At 63.2% G+C, this 16489-nt stretch carries 18 protein-coding genes; 5 read left to right on the forward strand and 13 right to left on the reverse strand.

Going from position 1 to position 16489, the window contains the following annotated elements; genetic code table 11:
• Positions 1–26: 26 nt before the first annotated feature.
• The 10 genes from C7G41_RS06745 to C7G41_RS06785 form a co-directional block, all read right to left on the reverse strand.
• Entirely contained in the window at positions 27–1001 is a 975-nt protein-coding gene (locus C7G41_RS06745; protein WP_106941828.1) for a type II secretion system F family protein, read from the reverse strand.
• Between the two features lie 9 nt (positions 1002–1010).
• Positions 1011–1988, reverse strand: coding sequence for a type II secretion system F family protein (locus tag C7G41_RS06750; RefSeq protein ID WP_106941829.1), 978 nt, complete (start codon positions 1986–1988; stop codon positions 1011–1013).
• Between the two features lie 16 nt (positions 1989–2004).
• The gene (locus tag C7G41_RS06755; RefSeq protein ID WP_106941830.1) at positions 2005–3468 is read right to left on the reverse strand and encodes a CpaF family protein; all 1464 of its coding nucleotides are present in this window, start codon (positions 3466–3468) and stop codon (positions 2005–2007) included.
• A gap of 21 nt (positions 3469–3489) precedes the next feature.
• Positions 3490–4758 (reverse strand): AAA family ATPase, encoded by a 1269-nt coding sequence (locus C7G41_RS06760; RefSeq protein WP_106941831.1) that lies wholly within the window; start codon positions 4756–4758, stop codon positions 3490–3492.
• Complete coding sequence (locus C7G41_RS06765) at positions 4755–5492, reverse strand: CpaD family pilus assembly protein (protein ID WP_106941832.1); 738 nt, start codon at positions 5490–5492, stop codon at positions 4755–4757. The genes C7G41_RS06760 and C7G41_RS06765 overlap by 4 nt, the downstream gene beginning before the upstream one ends.
• A 17-nt stretch (positions 5493–5509) precedes the next feature.
• Positions 5510–6985 (reverse strand): type II and III secretion system protein family protein, encoded by a 1476-nt coding sequence (locus tag C7G41_RS06770; RefSeq protein ID WP_199198224.1) that lies wholly within the window; start codon positions 6983–6985, stop codon positions 5510–5512.
• 11 nt (positions 6986–6996) lie between these two features.
• On the reverse strand, positions 6997–7794 hold the full coding sequence (gene cpaB / locus C7G41_RS06775; RefSeq protein ID WP_199198225.1) for a Flp pilus assembly protein CpaB: 798 nt from the start codon (positions 7792–7794) through the stop codon (positions 6997–6999).
• A gap of 127 nt (positions 7795–7921) precedes the next feature.
• The gene (locus C7G41_RS06780; protein WP_106941835.1) at positions 7922–8446 is read right to left on the reverse strand and encodes a prepilin peptidase; all 525 of its coding nucleotides are present in this window, start codon (positions 8444–8446) and stop codon (positions 7922–7924) included.
• 122 nt (positions 8447–8568) lie between these two features.
• On the reverse strand, positions 8569–8709 hold the full coding sequence (locus C7G41_RS37680; RefSeq protein WP_199198266.1) for a hypothetical protein: 141 nt from the start codon (positions 8707–8709) through the stop codon (positions 8569–8571).
• 71 nt (positions 8710–8780) lie between these two features.
• Positions 8781–8945, reverse strand: a complete 165-nt coding sequence (locus tag C7G41_RS06785; protein WP_106941836.1) for a Flp family type IVb pilin — start codon at positions 8943–8945, stop codon at positions 8781–8783.
• 261 nt (positions 8946–9206) lie between these two features.
• Between C7G41_RS06785 and C7G41_RS06790 the strand changes: the two genes are divergently transcribed.
• From C7G41_RS06790 to C7G41_RS06805, 4 genes are all read left to right on the forward strand, one after another.
• Complete coding sequence (locus C7G41_RS06790; RefSeq protein WP_106941837.1) at positions 9207–10034, forward strand: sterol desaturase family protein; 828 nt, start codon at positions 9207–9209, stop codon at positions 10032–10034.
• 152 nt (positions 10035–10186) lie between these two features.
• Positions 10187–10684, forward strand: a complete 498-nt coding sequence (locus tag C7G41_RS06795) for a pilus assembly protein N-terminal domain-containing protein (protein WP_106941838.1) — start codon at positions 10187–10189, stop codon at positions 10682–10684.
• Between the two features lie 286 nt (positions 10685–10970).
• Complete coding sequence (locus tag C7G41_RS06800) at positions 10971–11543, forward strand: TadE/TadG family type IV pilus assembly protein (RefSeq protein WP_106941839.1); 573 nt, start codon at positions 10971–10973, stop codon at positions 11541–11543.
• Between the two features lie 23 nt (positions 11544–11566).
• Positions 11567–12196, forward strand: coding sequence for a TadE/TadG family type IV pilus assembly protein (locus C7G41_RS06805; protein WP_199198226.1), 630 nt, complete (start codon positions 11567–11569; stop codon positions 12194–12196).
• 76 nt (positions 12197–12272) lie between these two features.
• Here the strand turns inward: C7G41_RS06805 and C7G41_RS06810 are convergent, their stop codons facing one another.
• From C7G41_RS06810 to C7G41_RS06820, 3 genes are all read right to left on the reverse strand, one after another.
• A complete protein-coding gene (locus tag C7G41_RS06810; protein ID WP_007599788.1) occupies positions 12273–12485 on the reverse strand; it encodes a cold-shock protein in 213 nt (70 codons plus the stop codon).
• Positions 12486–12755: 270 nt separating this feature from the next.
• Positions 12756–13043 carry a translation initiation factor IF-1 gene (infA, locus tag C7G41_RS06815; RefSeq protein ID WP_007599789.1) on the reverse strand — a complete coding sequence of 96 codons (288 nt, stop codon included), beginning with the start codon at positions 13041–13043 and terminating at the stop codon, positions 12756–12758.
• Positions 13044–13066: 23 nt separating this feature from the next.
• The gene (locus C7G41_RS06820) at positions 13067–14653 is read right to left on the reverse strand and encodes a DEAD/DEAH box helicase (protein WP_106941841.1); all 1587 of its coding nucleotides are present in this window, start codon (positions 14651–14653) and stop codon (positions 13067–13069) included.
• A 479-nt stretch (positions 14654–15132) separates the two neighbouring features.
• Here C7G41_RS06820 and urtA point away from each other — a divergent pair, with 479 nt between their 5' ends.
• Positions 15133–16455, forward strand: a complete 1323-nt coding sequence (urtA, locus tag C7G41_RS06825; RefSeq protein ID WP_106941842.1) for an urea ABC transporter substrate-binding protein — start codon at positions 15133–15135, stop codon at positions 16453–16455.
• Positions 16456–16489 lie beyond the last annotated feature (34 nt).

A 16489-nucleotide genomic window follows, 5' to 3' on the forward strand; every position in this document is an offset into this window, starting at 1 on the left:
GGACCGTGCGCGGTCCGCGTCTAACGTCATTGCATCTCGGTGACCTTGATACCGGTCGGTCCGAGGATGACGACGAACAGCACCGGCAGGAAGAACAGGATCATCGGTACCGTCAGCTTCGGCGGCAGTGCTGCTGCCTTTTTCTCGGCCTCGTTCATGCGCATGTCGCGATTTTCCTGCGCCATCACCCGCAAGGATTGGCCGAGCGGGGTGCCGTAACGCTCCGCCTGCTGGAGCGCGAGACATACCGACTTGACGCCCTCGAGTCCGGTGCGCCGCGCGAGGTTCTCGTAGGCGACCTTGCGATCCTGCAAATAGGACAACTCGGCCGTGGTCAGGGTGAACTCCTCCGACAGCGCGATCGACTGGCCCACGATTTCGACCGCGACCTTCCGGAACGCCATCTCGATCGACATGCCGGATTCGATGCAGATCAGGAGCAGGTCGAGCGCATCGGGAAAGGCGCGCTTGATCGAGAGTTGGCGCTTGGAGATCGCGTTCCTGAGGAACAGCATCGGCGCCTGAAGTCCGAGATAGGCCGCACCGACGCAGATGCCGATCTTGATCGGCATCGACTGCTGCATATGCGCGATCAGGAACACGTAGACGACCGAACCGACGAACAGCACGATCGGGGCAACCAGACGGGCAAACAGGAAGGTGATGTAGGGCGCGTGGCCCCGATAGCCTGCCATGATGAGCTTGTCCCGCGCGGCTTCCTGCGCGAGCCATTTGGTCAGGTTGAAGTCGTCGACGACCTTCGAGACGAGCTGCTTCGGCGTCTGGCGCAGCGAGACTTTTTCACTCTTGTGGAGGCGCTCGCGCTCGCGCTGCCGGATGCGCTCACGTTCGTTCGCCACCGCCTTCATGCGCTTGGAAAGGCCCTCGCCGGCGAACAGCGGCATCACGAGGGTATAGACGGTGGCGCTGGCGGCAACGGCCGCCAGCAGCATCGTCATGAAGTGGACGTCATGAAGTTTCGCAACGAGGAACTCTACCATAAGGCACCATCAGAAGTCGAAATTGATCATCTTCTTCATCACCATGATGCCAATCGACATCCAGACGACGCAGCCGACCAGCATGAGCTGGCCGGTGGGATGAGTCCAAAGCATCGAGATATATCCCGGCGTTGTGAGGTAGACGAGGAACATCACGATCGGCGGCAGCGAGCCGATGATTCCGGCCGAGGCCTTGGCTTCCATCGACATCGCCTGGATCTTCTCTTTCATCTTTTTGCGGTCGCGCAGCACCTTGGAAAGGTTGCCGAGTGCTTCGGAGAGGTTGCCGCCCGATTTCTGCTGGATCGAGATGACGATGCCGAAGAAATTGGCCTCGGGCAGCGGCATCCGATCGTAGAGCCGCGTGCAGGCCTCGCCGAGCGGCATGCCGATCGCCTGCGTTTCGATGATGGACAGAAACTCGGAGCGTAGCGGCTCCGGCGCGTCGGCGGCGACGACCTTGATCGATTCGAACAGCGGGAGGCCCGCCTTGATGCCGCGGACGATCACGTCGACCGCGTCGGGCAAGGCTTTCAGGAATTTGGCTTCGCGGCGCTTCTTCATGAAGCCCAGCGCCCAGCGGGGCAGACCGAAGCCGCCGGCAAAAGCGAGGCCGGCGGCACCGAGTAGGCCGCCCCCGATGAACAAGGCGACAGCAAACAGCACGCCCGCCACGACGGCGGACACGATCCAGAATTTCTGCGGCGCCCAGTCGAGGCCGGCCTGCGCCAGGCGAACACTGAGCGGTACGCTCTTCTCCTGCTGGCGCCGCGCCTCGAGATCCTTGAGCGAGGTCTCGACCTGCTCGCGGCGCGAGCGCTGCGTCTTCTCGGCCGCGCGGGCCGTGGGCGCCTCTGCCCGCGAGATCGAGGCGCGGCGGCTCTCGGCCTTCCGTTCCCCGGACAGCATTGGATAAAGGAAAACCCAGGCGAGGCCGCCGACGGCGGCGGTCGCAAGGAAGGCGAGGGCAAGGACTTGCATGTTCATGGCTGCACTGACCTGCTCACGTCGTGGGCGCCACTTCCGCGGCGTCGAGCGCCGCGGCAAGGCGCTTCTCTTCGCCGTAATAGCGGGCGCGTTCCCAGAATTTCGGGCGGCCGATTCCGGTCGACCGGTGCCGGCCGATGATCTTGCCGTTGGCGTCCTCGCCGACCATGTCGTAGAGGAAGACGTCCTGGGTGATGATGGTGTCGCCTTCCATGCCCATCACCTCTGTGATGTGGGTGATGCGGCGCGAACCGTCGCGCAGGCGCGCGGCCTGGACGATGACGTCGATCGAGGCGCAGATCATCTCGCGGATGGTGCGTGAAGGCAGGGAGAAGCCGCCCATCGTGATCATGGATTCGCAGCGCGATAGCGCCTCGCGCGGATTGTTGGCGTGCAGCGTGCCCATCGAGCCGTCATGGCCGGTGTTCATGGCCTGGAGCAGGTCGAACGCCTCGGGTCCGCGGACTTCGCCGACGATGATGCGCTCGGGACGCATACGCAGGCAGTTGCGCACCAGCTCGCGCATGGTGACCTGGCCCTCGCCCTCGATGTTGGGCGGGCGGGTTTCCAGTCGGACCACGTGCGGCTGCTGGAGCTGGAGTTCGGCGGCGTCTTCGCAGGTGATGACGCGCTCGTCGTGCTCGATGTAGTTGGTCAGGCAGTTGAGCAACGTGGTTTTGCCCGAGCCAGTACCGCCGGAGATCAGCACGTTGCAGCGGACGCGGCCGATGATCTGGAGGATTTCCGCGCCCTCCGGTGAGATTGCGCCGAACTTGACGAGCTGATCGAGCGTCAGCTTGTCCTTCTTGAACTTGCGGATGGTGAGAGTGGGGCCGTCGATCGACAGCGGGGGCACGATGGCGTTGACGCGGGAGCCATCGGCCAGGCGCGCGTCGCAGATCGGCGAGGATTCGTCGACGCGCCGGCCGACCTGGCTGACGATACGCTGGCAGATGTTGAGGAGCTGCTGGTTGTCGCGGAAGCGGATACCGGTGCGTTGGATCTTGCCGGCGACCTCGATGTAGACGGTGTCGGCGCCGTTGACCATGATGTCGGCGATGTCGTCGCGCGACAACAGCGGCTCCAGCGGACCATAGCCGAGGACGTCATTGCAGATGTCATCGAGCAGCTCTTCCTGCTCGGCGATCGACATCACGATGTTCTTGATCGCGATGATCTCGTTGACGATGTCCCGGATTTCCTCGCGCGCGGACTCCGAATCGAGCTTGGCGAGCTGGGCCAGGTCGATGGCCTCGATCAGCGCGCCGAAAATGGTCGCCTTGACCTCGTAATAATTGTCCGAGCGGCGGGCTTCCATGGTCGGCGCAGGCTTCGCCGGGGCAAGCGGCGGAGAGGAGACTGCCGGCGGCGGCGGCACGCGCGACACAGCGGGCGCCGAAGCCTGGGGAGGCTCTGACGACACGGCACCGGGCTTCGGGGCCCGAGGGTCGGTGTCTGTTCCGCTACGCTTACCGAACACTTAAGAACTCCATGCGGCGACCTATTTTCCCCGCAACTTCTCAATCAGGGGTGAAAGCAGGGACGACTTTTGCTTCTTCGTTTCGCTGCGGCCGGTCAGGCGCTGGGCGATCTGAAGGAACATCTCGATTGACTTATGATTGGCCGAGATCTCCGCGATCATCTGGCCGTTATTGGCCGCCGAGCCGAAGATCTGCGGCTCGAACGGGATCGAGACGACCGGCTGGCTCTCGATCGCCTTGGCGAACTCCGCCGCGGCGATTTCGGGCCGTTTCGGCACGCCGACCTGGTTCAGGCAGTAGAGCGGCGGACGGTCGTTGGGGCGCGCGGCCTTCAGGAGATCGAACAGGTTCTTGGTGTTGCGCAAATTAGCGAGGTCGGGCGCCGCCACGATCAGGATGTCGTCCGCTCCGATCAGGGCGCGTTTCGTCCAGCCCGACCATTGGTGCGGAACGTCGAGCACGATGCAGGGCATGGTGGAGCGCAGCGTGTCGAACACGGCATCGAAGGCGTCGGCACCGAAATCATAGACCCGGTCGAGCGTCGCCGGCGCCGCCAGCAGGCTGAGGTGGTCGGTGCATTTCGACAGCAGGCGATCGATGAAGGCGGTATCGACGCGATCGGGCGAGAACACGGCGTCGGCAATACCCTGTGGCGGATCCTGGTTATAGTCGAGCCCGGCAGTGCCGAAGGCAAGGTCGAGGTCGGCGACGACCGCGTCCATCGCGAGATCGCGGGCGATCGCCCAGGCGACGTTGTGGGAGATGGTTGACGCGCCGACGCCGCCCTTGGCGCCGACCACGGCGATGATGCGGCCGACGGCCTTGGCTTCCGGCGCAGAGAACAGGTTGCAGATCGAGCGCACGACGTCGATCGCACCGACCGGCGCGAGCACGTAGTCGCTGACGCCGCGGCGCACCAGCTCGCGGTAGAGCATGACGTCGTTGATGCGGCCGATCACGACCACGCGGGTGCCGGCGTCGCAGACGGTCGCGAGATGGTCGAGCCCGCCCAGGAGGTCGTTGCGGCCGTCGCTTTCGAGCACGATCACGTTCGGCGTAGGTGCCGAGCGGTAGGCTTCGACCGCAGCCGCCATACCGCCCATCTGGATCTTCAGATGGGCCTTGCCGAGACGGCGATCTTCGCCGGCCGACTGCACGGCGGCCGCCGTTTCCACGGTCTCGCAGAAAGCCTGGACGGAAACGCGGGGCGCAGGCGCAATATGCTCCTCGACCGGCGGGAGCGATGCCTCGGACTGCTCTTCTTGGGGCTGGCGAGCGTAGCTGATCATTTGCCGGTGTCGCTGAGTTTGGCCTTGTCGGCCTCAGGATAGGCGACCGCCGTCGGCATTCCCTTGCGATACTTCTCGAACGCGGCGGTGCGCCGCGCCGTGTAGGACGGCGTTTCGGGCCGCGGCTGCTCGAGATCCGACGGATTGTCGACCATCGCCGCGAGGTTGCGCTGATAAGCGCAGCCGTAATTGTAATATTCCTTGTTCTCGAACCAGCTCTTGTTCTTCATCGAAGGGCCGATGTCTTCCGGCCACAGGCCGCAGGGACCCGCGACCGCGGCGATCTTGGAATAGGTGAGCCGGATCGGCGGCAGGAAGCGCCTGTCTTCCGGCTGGTAAGAGCGGGCGACGACGCCGCGCGGCGGAACGCCCGCCGCCGACAGCATTGCCTGGATTTCACGCATGGTGTCCGCGACCGGACGCGCGTTGGGCGTGCCGGACGGCACGTCGATCCGGATCGCGCCGGTACCTTCGTGCATCCAGGCTGACGCGACGCCCATCACGTCGGCGCGCTGGGCGGCGGTCAAGCCGCCGCGGGCATGGCCGACGAAGACGACGATGGAGCGATTCTGCTCCTCGATCGCGATCGGATGGCGCTGCTTGTAGTCGTCGGGAATGGAGGCCGTGACCGCTTCGTCATGCTGGCAGCCGCCAAGGGCGAGCGCCATGCCGACGAGTGCGCCGCCGAGGTGGATGGCGCGCCTGCGAATCTGGGGTGGTCTAGTGATCTTCATGAAGTCCCCGTTCCGCCTCAGTCGGTGATGAAGCCGTAGGTGCCGCGGTAGTTCTTGGCCGGTTCGGTCCGGCCGGGCACGCCGTAGATGCGGTTGATGTTGCCGAGCAGTTCGGCCTGCGGATCCGCAGGCGCGGAGAAGCCATCATCCGGCCGCGACAGATCCTTTTGCGCAACTGCGCGAACGATGTAGGGCGTCACGATCACGACCAGCTCGGTCGCGTTGTTGACGAAGTCGCGGCTGCGGAACAGCGTGCCGAGGACCGGGAGCTGCATCAGACCCGGCAGTCCGCTGACTGCCTGCTTGGTCTGCTGCTGGATCAGGCCGGCCATAGCCATCGCGCCGCCGGAGGGAATTTCCAGCGAGGTTTCTGCGCGGCGGGTCTTGATCGAGGGCACCGTGAGCGAGTTGACCGAGGTCGAGGTCACGGCCTGGGACAGCGTGATCGCGTTTTCGTTCGAGAGCTCAGAGACCTCGGTCATCACCCGCAGGCTGATCTTGCCCTCGGTGAGAACGACAGGGGTGAAGTTGAGCGAGATGCCGAACTTCTTGAAGCTGATCTGGGTGGTACAGACGTGCGTGGTGGGGTCGCACGCATAGCCCGCAGGCACCGGGAATTCACCGCCGGCGATGAACGTTGCCGATTCACCGGAGATAGCGGTCAGATTCGGTTCGGCCAGCGTCCGGATCACGCCCGCGGTTTCCATCGCACGCAGGGTGGCCTGCACCGAGGGGGCCCCGCCGAACTTGGTGGTCAGGTTGTTGCCGTCGACGAGGTTGTGCCCGAGCGCCGTGAACGGATTGGAGTTGCTGAAGCTGACGACCGAGGTGCCGTAGCTGAGGTTGGCCGTGAGGTCGATTCCGAGCTGCTTGATGATGCTGCGCTGCACTTCGGCGACGGTCACCTTGAGCATGACCTGGTCGCGGCCGCGGACCACGATCGAGTTCACGACCTTCTCGGGACCGCCGGCGAGGCGCGCGGCGAGGTCGTTGGCCTGCTGGGCTTCGGCTGGATTCGCGGCCGAGCCGGTCAGGATGATGCCGTCCCCCAGCCCGTCGATCTGGATGTCTGAATTCGGCAGGACCTGCTTCAGCGCGGCCCGCACGCCGTTGAGGTCGCGCTTGACCGCGATGTCGTAGGCCGCAATCTGCTGGCCGGCGGAATCGAAGAACACGATGTTGGTCTGGCCGATCGAAGCGCCGATGATGTAGGCGCGCTGTGACGAGCGGACCACCGCATTGGCGATCTTGGGATCGGCGACAAGCACGTCCTTGATGTCACGCGGAAGGTCGATCACGATCGACTTGCCGATGCCGAGCGAGAGGAATCGCGCGTTCATCTGACCGTCGGCCGCAGCCTGCGCCACAGGGCGATAGTCGGCGGCGACCACAGGGGTCAGCACCGGGTTGAGCGCGAGCGCGACGGCGGCCGAAAACGACAGGGCGCGGACCACAGAGGTTCGCATCGTCGTCAAATTCGCCCTGCATTTCATATCGACAGTCCTCATCGTGCCTTCGCCGTCGAGCTTGGGATACCGTACCGAATGATCGAAACGCCTTCGCGCTTCTGCGCGGAATCATCGAGTGTGATCTCGCTCAGCTTGACGTCGACGATGCTGCGCAACGCCAGCGACAGCGTGCCGCTCTGGCGTGCGGAGGAGAGCGTCGCAGTCTGCGCAGGATTGAGCTCGAGGGTGACGGTCTTGCCGACGACCGCGTTCTGCCCGTCCTTCTCCTTGGGCGCCTGGTCGATGGCCAGGACGCGGATATTGGCCAGGATGATCTCGGACGTGATCACATCAGGAGCGCCGCTGCTCTGGTCTGGATTCTTGAGACGGCGCGTCAGAAGCACGTCGACGCGGTCGTTGGGGAGGATGAAGCCGCCTGCGCCGGTTTCCGGCGAGATCTCGGTCGAGATCGCCCGCATGCCAGTGGGCAGGATTGCCGCCATGAAGCCGGAGCCTTCGGCCTTGACCAGCTTCTGGTCGCGGATCGGCTCACCCTGGATGAAGGGGGATCGTGCGATCGAGCCGGTGACCTGGGTTACCCCCTCGGGGCGCTCGTTGCGGCGGATGAAGGTGGCGCTGGCGGTCGCGGACGGCCAGGTCTGCCATTGCACGTCTTCCGGCTTGACGGTCTGGCCGAGGCCGATGTCGTTCTTTGCGACCAGGACGTCGACGGTGGGAAGCTGCGCGACCGGAGCCGGAGGCGGCGCAGAATTGTCCGAGCCGCTCGCCAGATACGCGGCGACACCGCCGGCGCAGATGGCGACCGTCAGGACGACAATGCGTGCCCTATTCATACGCTTCACTTTCCAACAAACGCCGCGACGCTGACGCCGCCGTAATCGGCAGTTGACCAGCTATTCGTCAAAGCATGGTTAATGAGGCGTATCTAAATCGCCTTAACGCCGGGTTGACCCGATGCGTTCAGCGCAATGCGAGATGAGCGAGGTCGATCGCCTTCACCCATTCGGTCTCCGGGTAGACCATCAGCGCGCTCAGTGCGAGCGCGATGCCATAGGGAATGCCGCTCTCCTTGGCGTGCAGCCGCGCGAGCCAGGCCTGGCCCGCCAGCCCGTATGGCAGTGGCCACTGCCGGAACTGGAGCAGGAGCAGCGTCAGCGCCCCGCCGAACAGCGAGGCGTAGAGCAGGAAGTTCATCAGCTGTGCGAAACCGAACCAAAGTGCGACGGAGGCCGCGACCTTGGCATCGCCGCCGCCGACCCAGCCCATCGCAAAACAGGTGAAGGCCACGACCAGGACAAGCGCGCCTGAGCCGACATGGCTCAGCATCTCGTAAGGTGCCATGCCACCGGCGAGAGCGAGCGCGAAAAAGCCGGCGACCAGCGCCAGCGATACGCGGTTGGAGATCGTCATCGTGAAGAGATCGCTCGCGGCGGCAAACGCCATCAGGGCAGGGAAGAGCAGAAGGCGCGCAAGGTCGAGGATCATGGGCTGCGTCTCGAGACCTGGATTTGCCGCGGAGCTGGCGTCGCCGGATTCTAGCCGGCAGTGCTAAACAAACCGAAAACGGCGGCAGCGGTCTCGAGAGACGGAACCAGCCGAACGCATGCTCACCAGAGGGAGGCGATGCGTGCGGCGAGCGCGACGGTCGCGAGCAGCAGGGCCAAGCAGACCCAGTAAGCCGGCGAGCCCGTCTGCGGGGCTTCCGCCGCGTTTGCCGCGACCGCGGCATCGGTTCTGTACTTGCTCAACGCCACTGGAACTCGCCGTCTAAAACAAAGGCCCCGGAGGCCCGGGGCTTTTGCCGTCGTTCGTCGATCGCTTACTTCAGCGAGGTGCTGATCGAGGTGAACTTGGCGTTCAGCGTGGTGCCGAGATTGTTGACGACGGTGATGATGGCCAGCGCGATGCCGGCTGCGATCAGGCCGTATTCGATGGCGGTGGCGCCGGATTCATCTTTCGCGAAACGCGCAATCAGGTTCTTCATGAACAAAACTCCATCTAGGGTGGGATCGCCTCGTTCGGCGTTGTGCATTGACGCGATGACCATGAGATCCGAGCTCTTTCGGGAGAGTTAATTCGATCGGGCAAACCCGTTTGCCGCCGGCCAGAGTGAATTTCGCCTTAAGGTGCCAGCTGCAATTCGTTCCGGTTCCGGATGTGCAGCAAGCGCAGCACCGGCTTCACCCTCCCTTAAATTTGGGGGAGTACGCCTAGGCGGGACCAGCAATTCGCAAGAGAGGCGACAATGTCGAGCCTGCCCATGGAAATCGCCCTGATGCTCGGCGAGACCATCGCGAAGGTGATCCCCACGACTTTCGCGCTGGCGGTCGTCTTCACCGTGCTCGAGCATGTCTGGGCCTGCAATCCCGGCGTGCCCTGGTGGCGCAAGCGGGAGATCGTCACGGACATCTGCTACTGGTTTGTCGTTCCGGTGTTCGCACGCGTCATGCGGATCAGCCTTCTGATCGTCGGTGCGAGCTTCGTCTTCAACATCCACGATGCCGACGGGCTCATCGCCTTCTACGACAATGGCCACGGCCCGCTGGCGCTATTGCCGCTCTGGGTTCAGGCCGTGCTGTTCCTGGTGCTGTCCGATTTCATGCTGTACTGGCTGCACCGGCTGTTCCACGGCGGGGGGTTCTGGAAGTACCACGCCATCCATCATTCCTCGGAGGAGATAAGCTGGATTTCTGCGGCCCGCTTCCATCCCGTCAATCTCGTGCTCGGTACGATCGCGGTCGACGTCGTGCTGCTGATGGCCGGCATTTCGCCGAACGCCATGGTGTGGATCGCCCCGTTCACGACCTTCCATTCGGCCTTCGTGCACGCCAACCTCAACTGGACCTTCGGGCCGTTCAAATATGTGCTGGCGACGCCGGTGTTCCACCGCTGGCACCACACCTCGCTCGCAGAGGGCGGCGACACCAATTTTGCCGGCACGTTTCCGATCTGGGACGTGCTGTTCGGCACTTTCCGCATGCCCGAAGGGCAACTGCCGCAGGACTACGGCAAGGATGAAGCCACCATGCCGAAGGAGATCGGGGGGCAGCTTGCCTATCCGTTCCGCCGCTAGGTCTTCGAGGGCCGCAAAACGCCAGTCCGTTCAAACAATAGTCGGCGAATTTGCGGAACGTTCACGAATTGAGGGCAGGTTAGCCAGGTCGGGCACCGGCTCCGCTGTTATCTGATCGCTTCTGCCGGTTTGTGCGTCCCGGGAGTATGAGTATGCGTAAACAACTGCTGCGCCGTCAGGCGCGCGTCTGTCTTCTGGTTGCGGCCGCGGTGCTGGCATTGCCGGCTGCCGTCGTTGCCGAGCCGACCGCAGATGCTATTGCCGTGAATGTCGACCAGGCCAAGCTGGTGCGGTTGCCCGGCAAGGTGGCGACCATCGTGGTCGGCAATCCCATGATCGCCGACGTCACGCTCCAGCCCGGTGGCATGATCGTCGTGACCGGAAAGGGCTACGGCGCCACCAATTTCATCGCGCTCGACCGGGGCGGCGAGATCCTGGTCGACCGCCAGATCCAGGTCGAAGGTCCGAGCGATCGGCTCGTCACCGTCTACCGCGGGATCGAGCGCGAGTCCTACAGCTGCATGCCGGTTTGCCAGCGTCGCGTGACGCTCGGCGACAGCGACACCTACTTCAACAACACGATGAGCCAGGCCGGTTCGTTGAGCAGCACGGCCAGCGGCAACGCCGGTGCGGGCGCCAAGACCAATTAAGTAAGACCAACTAGGTAAGCCCAGCCAGCGAATGTGATTGGCGGGTTTGCCGGGGAAAGGATCGTCCTCGCCCGACGCACCCACGCGAGTTTTCTTCTCCGTGTCCTCGTCTCCATGCCCTCGTCTCCATGGCTTCATCTCCATGGCTTCATTTCCATGCACTGGGTCGTTCGCGGTTAACGCGCCCTTAATGGCCCGGGCCGCCGGGTGCGGATCGCCTGAAACACTTAAACAATCAGTTTCCGCTATTGAACATGGCAGATGATCGCTGCTGCTGAGGAATTTGATGCCTTCGCCTGCACCTACGAGGTTCACGCTCCTCGCCATGTTGCGCCGGTTTCGCGGTAGCCGCCGCGGCTCCGCAGCCGTCGAGTTTGCGCTCGTCGCGCCGATGTTCTTCGCGCTGCTCTTCGCCATCCTCGAGTCGGCGCTGATGTTCTTGGCGAGCCAGGTGCTTGAGAGCGCCAGTCAGAGTTCCGCGCGGGTGTTGCTGACGGGGCAGGCGCAATCCGGTTCGGTGACGGCCTGCGCGGTGTCCGGCGTGAGCACACCCTGCTCGCAAACGACGTTCAAGGCTTACGTCTGCAGCCAGATCCCGGCGCTCTTTGATTGCAGCAAGCTCTACGTCGACGTCGTGAGTACAAACTCCTTCGGAGCGCTAAGCCTCACCAGCTACGGCAATTCCTGCAGCTTCAATCCAACTGGCGTGCAGTACAATGCCGGGACCGCCGGCCAGGTCGTCGTGGTGCGCCTGTTCTATCAGTGGCCGCTCATCGTCACCGGCCTTGGCTTCAACATGGGCTGCAGCAACAAGCGGCTGCTGGTCGCGACCGCGGCCTTCAAGAATGAACCCTTCTGAGACAGATGGATCCGAGCAGACCGATGCAGGCGATTGCGAATATCTGGAGGAATGCCCGTAGCTCCGCGCGCGACTTCGTCGCCGACAGGCGCGCGCTCGCGGCGACCGAATTCGCGGTCATCGTGCCGCTGATGCTGGTGATGTTCTTCGGTACCGTCGAATTTTCATCGGCCGTGGCGGTTAATCGCAAAGTCACAATGATTGCACGGACTCTGTCCGATTTGACGTCGCAGTCGACGGGGGTCAACGGTCCGGCCATGCAGGATACGTTCACGGCAAGCATATCGATGATCATGCCGTATGACGCGACGCTCGTGAACGGTACGGTAGCCCAGATCTATATCGACTCAAGCAAAGTCGCCAAGATTAAATGGAGCAAGTCCGCCACCATTGCGAACGGTGCGACGCAGGCCGCGGTGACGGACGCGCCTCCGTCTCTGGCGCCTGATACCACGGTCACCTCGATGATTCCGTCACCGCTCTTGATCGCGTCAACCTACCTTATCTTCAGTCAGGCGAGTTACGTCTACACGCCTTCCGTCAAATTCGTCCTGAAGTCGGGCGTCACGCTGAGCGATGTCTCCTACACGCGGCCGCGCCAGGTCACCTGCGTTCCTTACGACGGTGTACCGTCGCCGTGCCCCCTAAACTAGAAAAAAGGCCGGGCGTCGCGCCCGGCCTTTTCCTTGATGTGTTCGCTCGAGCCGATTGGGGCCGTAAGCGGTAGGCTCAACCGGCTGAGCGGAGGTTGTCCGCTGCCGACTTGCCGGAACGGCGGTCGGCGACGATCTCGTAGGAGATCTTCTGACCTTCGCGCAGCGTGCCGAGGCCTGCACGCTCCACGGCGCTGATGTGGACGAACACGTCCTGGCCGCCATCGTCGGGCTGGATGAAGCCGAAGCCTTTGGTCGCGTTAAACCACTTCACGGTTCCCATGCTCATGGGGGTAGTCCCTTCTCAGATATACAATGTCAGAGCCCGCTTGCGCGGACAGGTTAGATCGAATTTTTGGAAGGGTCGTCAGCGTGTCTGAACCGGCTGTACCGGTGGATGCTAATGTCGTCCGGCCGAAAATCGATTAATTCATTTTATTCGAAACAGAACCCCAAAACAATGCTGACGTGCACGATTTTTTGATCCGCCGTGAGGTTCACGGCGGATCATCATGCAGGTCGGAACTTCAGGTCCGCGCTCGCGCGCTGAGCCTCCCGACTAGCGGCGGCGGAACTGGCCGCCGCGCTGTCCGGGACGCGGAGGTCCGCCCATCCCGCTCGGACGTTCGTCCTTGTGGCGGAAAATCAGCCGGCCCTTTTCGAGGTCATAGGGCGACATCTCCACCGTGACGCGGTCGCCCGCCAGAGTCTTGATGCGGTTCTTCTTCATCTTGCCGGCGGTATAGGCGACGATTTCGTGTCCGGCGTCGAGCTGCACGCGGTAGCGCGCGTCGGGGAGGATTTCGGTGACCAGTCCTTCGAACTGGATCAGCTCTTCCTTAGCCATGAATTTCTCCAGGTCGTGGACGGCTAGTGCGAATGGGGTTTGCGGTTCGGTTGGCCGTTCGGCCGACTCTCGCGGCGCAAAAAGGCAACGCCTTGTATCCCATCAGACGCCCCGGCGCTATGCGCGGAACGCTGTTCCGGACGGCCGTTTGGCGAAGAATGCGCCTTGCCTCCGGAGCGGCCGCGAGGAGCTGCCTTCGGGCCGCTGCCGGGCCGTGCGTCGACATGCCTGGCGTCGCCATGCCGTCCCTCGCCGGGTCTTCCGTCGCCCTGCTTGGCGGAACTGTGGTGGCGCCCGTCCGCATGCCTTTCGTCGGCACGGCGACCGTCACCGTGGCGTCCCTCACCAGACCTTGCGCCTTGCGGACGCTGGCCCGGGCGGCCCGGCCGACCCTGTCGCTGCTGCTGCGGGGGCGGGCCCGCATCGCGGCGGCCGGCGTCGGTGCGGCGATCCTCACGCGGCAGCGCCACTTTGATCAGCCGCTCGATGTCGCGGAGATAGCTGAGCTCCTCGCCGCCTGCGACCAGTGAGATCGCGGTGCCCTCGGCACCCGCGCGCGCGGTGCGGCCGATGCGATGCACATAGGTCTCCGGCACGTTGGGCAGGTCGAAATTGATGACGTGGGTGATGCCGTCGACATCGATGCCGCGGGCGGCGATATCGGTGGCGACCAGCGTGCGGATCTCGCCGGTGCGGAACAGAGCGAGCGTCCGTTCGCGGTGGTTCTGCGACTTGTTGCCGTGGATGGCGCTAGCGGGGATGCCGGCTTTCTCAAGCGTCTTCACCACCTTGTCCGCGCCGTGCTTGGTGCGGGTGAAAACCAGTGCGCGGTTGACCTGCTCCTGTTTCAACAGCTGGGCGAGGAACGCCGGCTTCGCGGAGAAGTCGACCTGGATGATGCGCTGCTGGATGCGCTCCACGGTCGAGGAGACCGGGGTCACCGCGACACGGGCGGGGTCGCGCAGCATGGCGTCGGCGAGCTCGGCGATGTCCTTCGGCATGGTGGCCGAGAAGAACAGCGTCTGCCGCTTGATCGGCAGCTTGGCGACGATTTTGCGGATGTCGTTGATGAAGCCCATGTCGAGCATGCGGTCGGCCTCGTCGAGCACGAGGAATTCGACGCTTCCAAGCTTCAGTCCGTTGCTCTGCACGAGGTCGAGCAAACGGCCGGGGGTGGCGACCAGAACCTCGACGCCCTGCATCAGCGAGCGGACCTGACGGCCCATCGGCACGCCGCCGATGGCGAGCGTCGAGGACAGACGGATGTGGCGGCCATAGGCGTTGAAGCTGTCGAGGATCTGGCCGGACAGCTCGCGGGTCGGCGACAGCACCAGGACGCGGGTCGTCTTCGGCTGCGGCTTGATGCGATTCTCGAGCAGGCGGTGCAGAATCGGCAGCGCGAAGGATGCGGTCTTGCCGGTTCCGGTCTGGGCGATGCCGACGACGTCGCGGCCGGTCAGCGCGGTCGGAATCGTCTGGGCCTGGATGGGGGTGGGGGTGACGTAGTTCTCTTCGGTGAGAGCACGAGCGATGGGTTCGGCGAGGCCGAAATCCTGAAACGAAGTCAAAAGATGGGTTCTTTCCATGTCAAAAGCGGGCGCCCGGCGCATTCGGCGCGGCGCGCGCAAAAGGGTGTCGAGAGGGACACCTGCGTGTTTGGGGTGTCGGATGGCTTGATGGGATGGGGCAAGCCAGACGCCCGTAAGGGCTTAAGAACACGCGGCTCGCAACGGTCTCCGATTCGCAAGAGACCTCGCCCCCCATATGGAACATTGAGGCGGCGCTTTCAAGGCACGCCCAACACAAATGGCGATCGCGGTGCAGAAATAGTTATGCCGGAAATTTAGCCAGAGGCGAGAATTTGCTCAGAAAAGAGCCTGCCTGCCGCATTCGCATACATTTGAATTGCTCAATGTTTAGGCGGCTCGACCATGGCGACACTTCGTTTTCTGTCGATTTTACCAATAATAACAATGGCTTAATGTGTGTCAATTCCATGGCACGGTTCTTGCGAATCCGTTAATCGCAGGCGGCCGTTGGGGTCGTTTCGCAGCGTTTTTCACGTCTGCGTCAGGGAGATGAGACACTCATGCATAGCAAATCCACTCACGATATAGCGGCGCCATTTAGCCGCCGTGGCGTTCTCGCCGCGACCGCCGGACTGATGCTTGGTCTGGCTTCCATTTCTGGTGCGAAAGCCGCGGACGACACCATCAAGGTCGGCGTGCTTCACTCCCTCTCTGGCACCATGGCCATCAGCGAAACCACGCTGAAGGACACCATCCTCTTTCTGATCGACGAGCAGAACAAGAAGGGCGGCGTCAACGGCAAGAAGCTCGAAGCCGTCGTCGTCGATCCCGCTTCGAACTGGCCGCTGTTCGCCGAGAAGGCGCGCGAACTGATCACCAAGGACAAGGTTTCGGTCGTGTTCGGCTGCTGGACCTCGGTGTCACGCAAGTCGGTGCTCCCGGTGTTCAAGGAGCTGAACAGCATCCTGTTCTACCCCGTGCAGTACGAGGGCGAGGAGAGCGAGCGCAACGTGTTCTACACCGGCGCCGCGCCGAACCAGCAGGCGATCCCCGCCGTCGACTATCTGATGAAGGACGAGAAGGTGAAGCGCTGGGTGCTCGCGGGCACCGACTACGTCTATCCGCGCACCACCAACAAGATCCTGGAAGCCTATCTGAAGTCCAAGGGTGTCGCCCAGGAAGACATCATGATCAACTACACGCCGTTCGGTCATTCCGACTGGCAGACGATCGTGGCCGACATCAAGAAGTTCGGCTCGGCCGGCAAGAAGACCGCGGTGGTCTCGACCATCAACGGCGACGCCAACGTTCCCTTCTACAAGGAACTCGGCAACCAGGGCATCAAGGCGAAGGACATCCCGGTCGTCGCGTTCTCGGTGGGTGAGGAAGAACTCGCCGGTATCGACACCAAGCCCCTGCTCGGCCATCTCGCCGCCTGGAACTACTTCCAGTCGATCAAGTCGCCGGAGAACGAGAAGTTCATCAAGGCGTGGCAGGCCTACACCAAGAATCCGAAGCGCGTGACCAACGATCCGATGGAAGCGCACGTGATCGGCTTCGACATGTGGGTCAAGGCGGTCGAGAAGGTGAAGTCGACCGATCCTGACAAGGTGATCGATGCGCTCCCGGGCATCGAAGCCAAGAACCTGACCGGCGGCACCTCCAAGATGCTTCCGAACCATCACATCACCAAGCCGGTGTTCATTGGCGAAATCAAAGCCAACGGCCAGTTCGACGTGGTGTGGAAGACCCCGGGTCTTGTCGCGGGCGACGCCTGGTCGAAGGAGCTCGACGGCTCCAAGGACCTGGTCGGCGACTGGGTCGGCAAGAAGTGCGGCAACTTCAACACCAAGACCAACAAGTGCCTCGGTTCGGGCTCCTGATCCGGATCTGACGCTCCGTTGCACGATCGGAGAA

It is taken from the genome of Bradyrhizobium sp. MOS002, from assembly GCF_003020115.1.
Lineage (GTDB): Bacteria > Pseudomonadota > Alphaproteobacteria > Rhizobiales > Xanthobacteraceae > Bradyrhizobium.

Coding starts and splice junctions, on each gene's coding strand:
- C7G41_RS06745 (WP_106941828.1), bottom strand. CDS start 1,001: ATGGTAGAGTTCCTCGTTGCGAAACTTCATGACGTCCACTTCATGACG.
- C7G41_RS06750 (WP_106941829.1), bottom strand. CDS start 1,988: ATGAACATGCAAGTCCTTGCCCTCGCCTTCCTTGCGACCGCCGCCGTC.
- C7G41_RS06760 (WP_106941831.1), bottom strand. CDS start 4,758: ATGATCAGCTACGCTCGCCAGCCCCAAGAAGAGCAGTCCGAGGCATCG.
- C7G41_RS06765 (WP_106941832.1), bottom strand. CDS start 5,492: ATGAAGATCACTAGACCACCCCAGATTCGCAGGCGCGCCATCCACCTC.
- C7G41_RS06770 (WP_199198224.1), bottom strand. CDS start 6,985: ATGAAATGCAGGGCGAATTTGACGACGATGCGAACCTCTGTGGTCCGC.
- cpaB (WP_199198225.1), bottom strand. CDS start 7,794: ATGAATAGGGCACGCATTGTCGTCCTGACGGTCGCCATCTGCGCCGGC.
- C7G41_RS06780 (WP_106941835.1), bottom strand. CDS start 8,446: ATGATCCTCGACCTTGCGCGCCTTCTGCTCTTCCCTGCCCTGATGGCG.
- C7G41_RS06785 (WP_106941836.1), bottom strand. CDS start 8,945: ATGAAGAACCTGATTGCGCGTTTCGCGAAAGATGAATCCGGCGCCACC.
- C7G41_RS06790 (WP_106941837.1), top strand. CDS start 9,207: ATGTCGAGCCTGCCCATGGAAATCGCCCTGATGCTCGGCGAGACCATC.
- C7G41_RS06795 (WP_106941838.1), top strand. CDS start 10,187: ATGCGTAAACAACTGCTGCGCCGTCAGGCGCGCGTCTGTCTTCTGGTT.
- C7G41_RS06800 (WP_106941839.1), top strand. CDS start 10,971: ATGCCTTCGCCTGCACCTACGAGGTTCACGCTCCTCGCCATGTTGCGC.
- C7G41_RS06805 (WP_199198226.1), top strand. CDS start 11,567: ATGCAGGCGATTGCGAATATCTGGAGGAATGCCCGTAGCTCCGCGCGC.
- C7G41_RS06810 (WP_007599788.1), bottom strand. CDS start 12,485: ATGAGCATGGGAACCGTGAAGTGGTTTAACGCGACCAAAGGCTTCGGC.
- infA (WP_007599789.1), bottom strand. CDS start 13,043: ATGGCTAAGGAAGAGCTGATCCAGTTCGAAGGACTGGTCACCGAAATC.
- C7G41_RS06820 (WP_106941841.1), bottom strand. CDS start 14,653: ATGCGCCGGGCGCCCGCTTTTGACATGGAAAGAACCCATCTTTTGACT.
- urtA (WP_106941842.1), top strand. CDS start 15,133: ATGCATAGCAAATCCACTCACGATATAGCGGCGCCATTTAGCCGCCGT.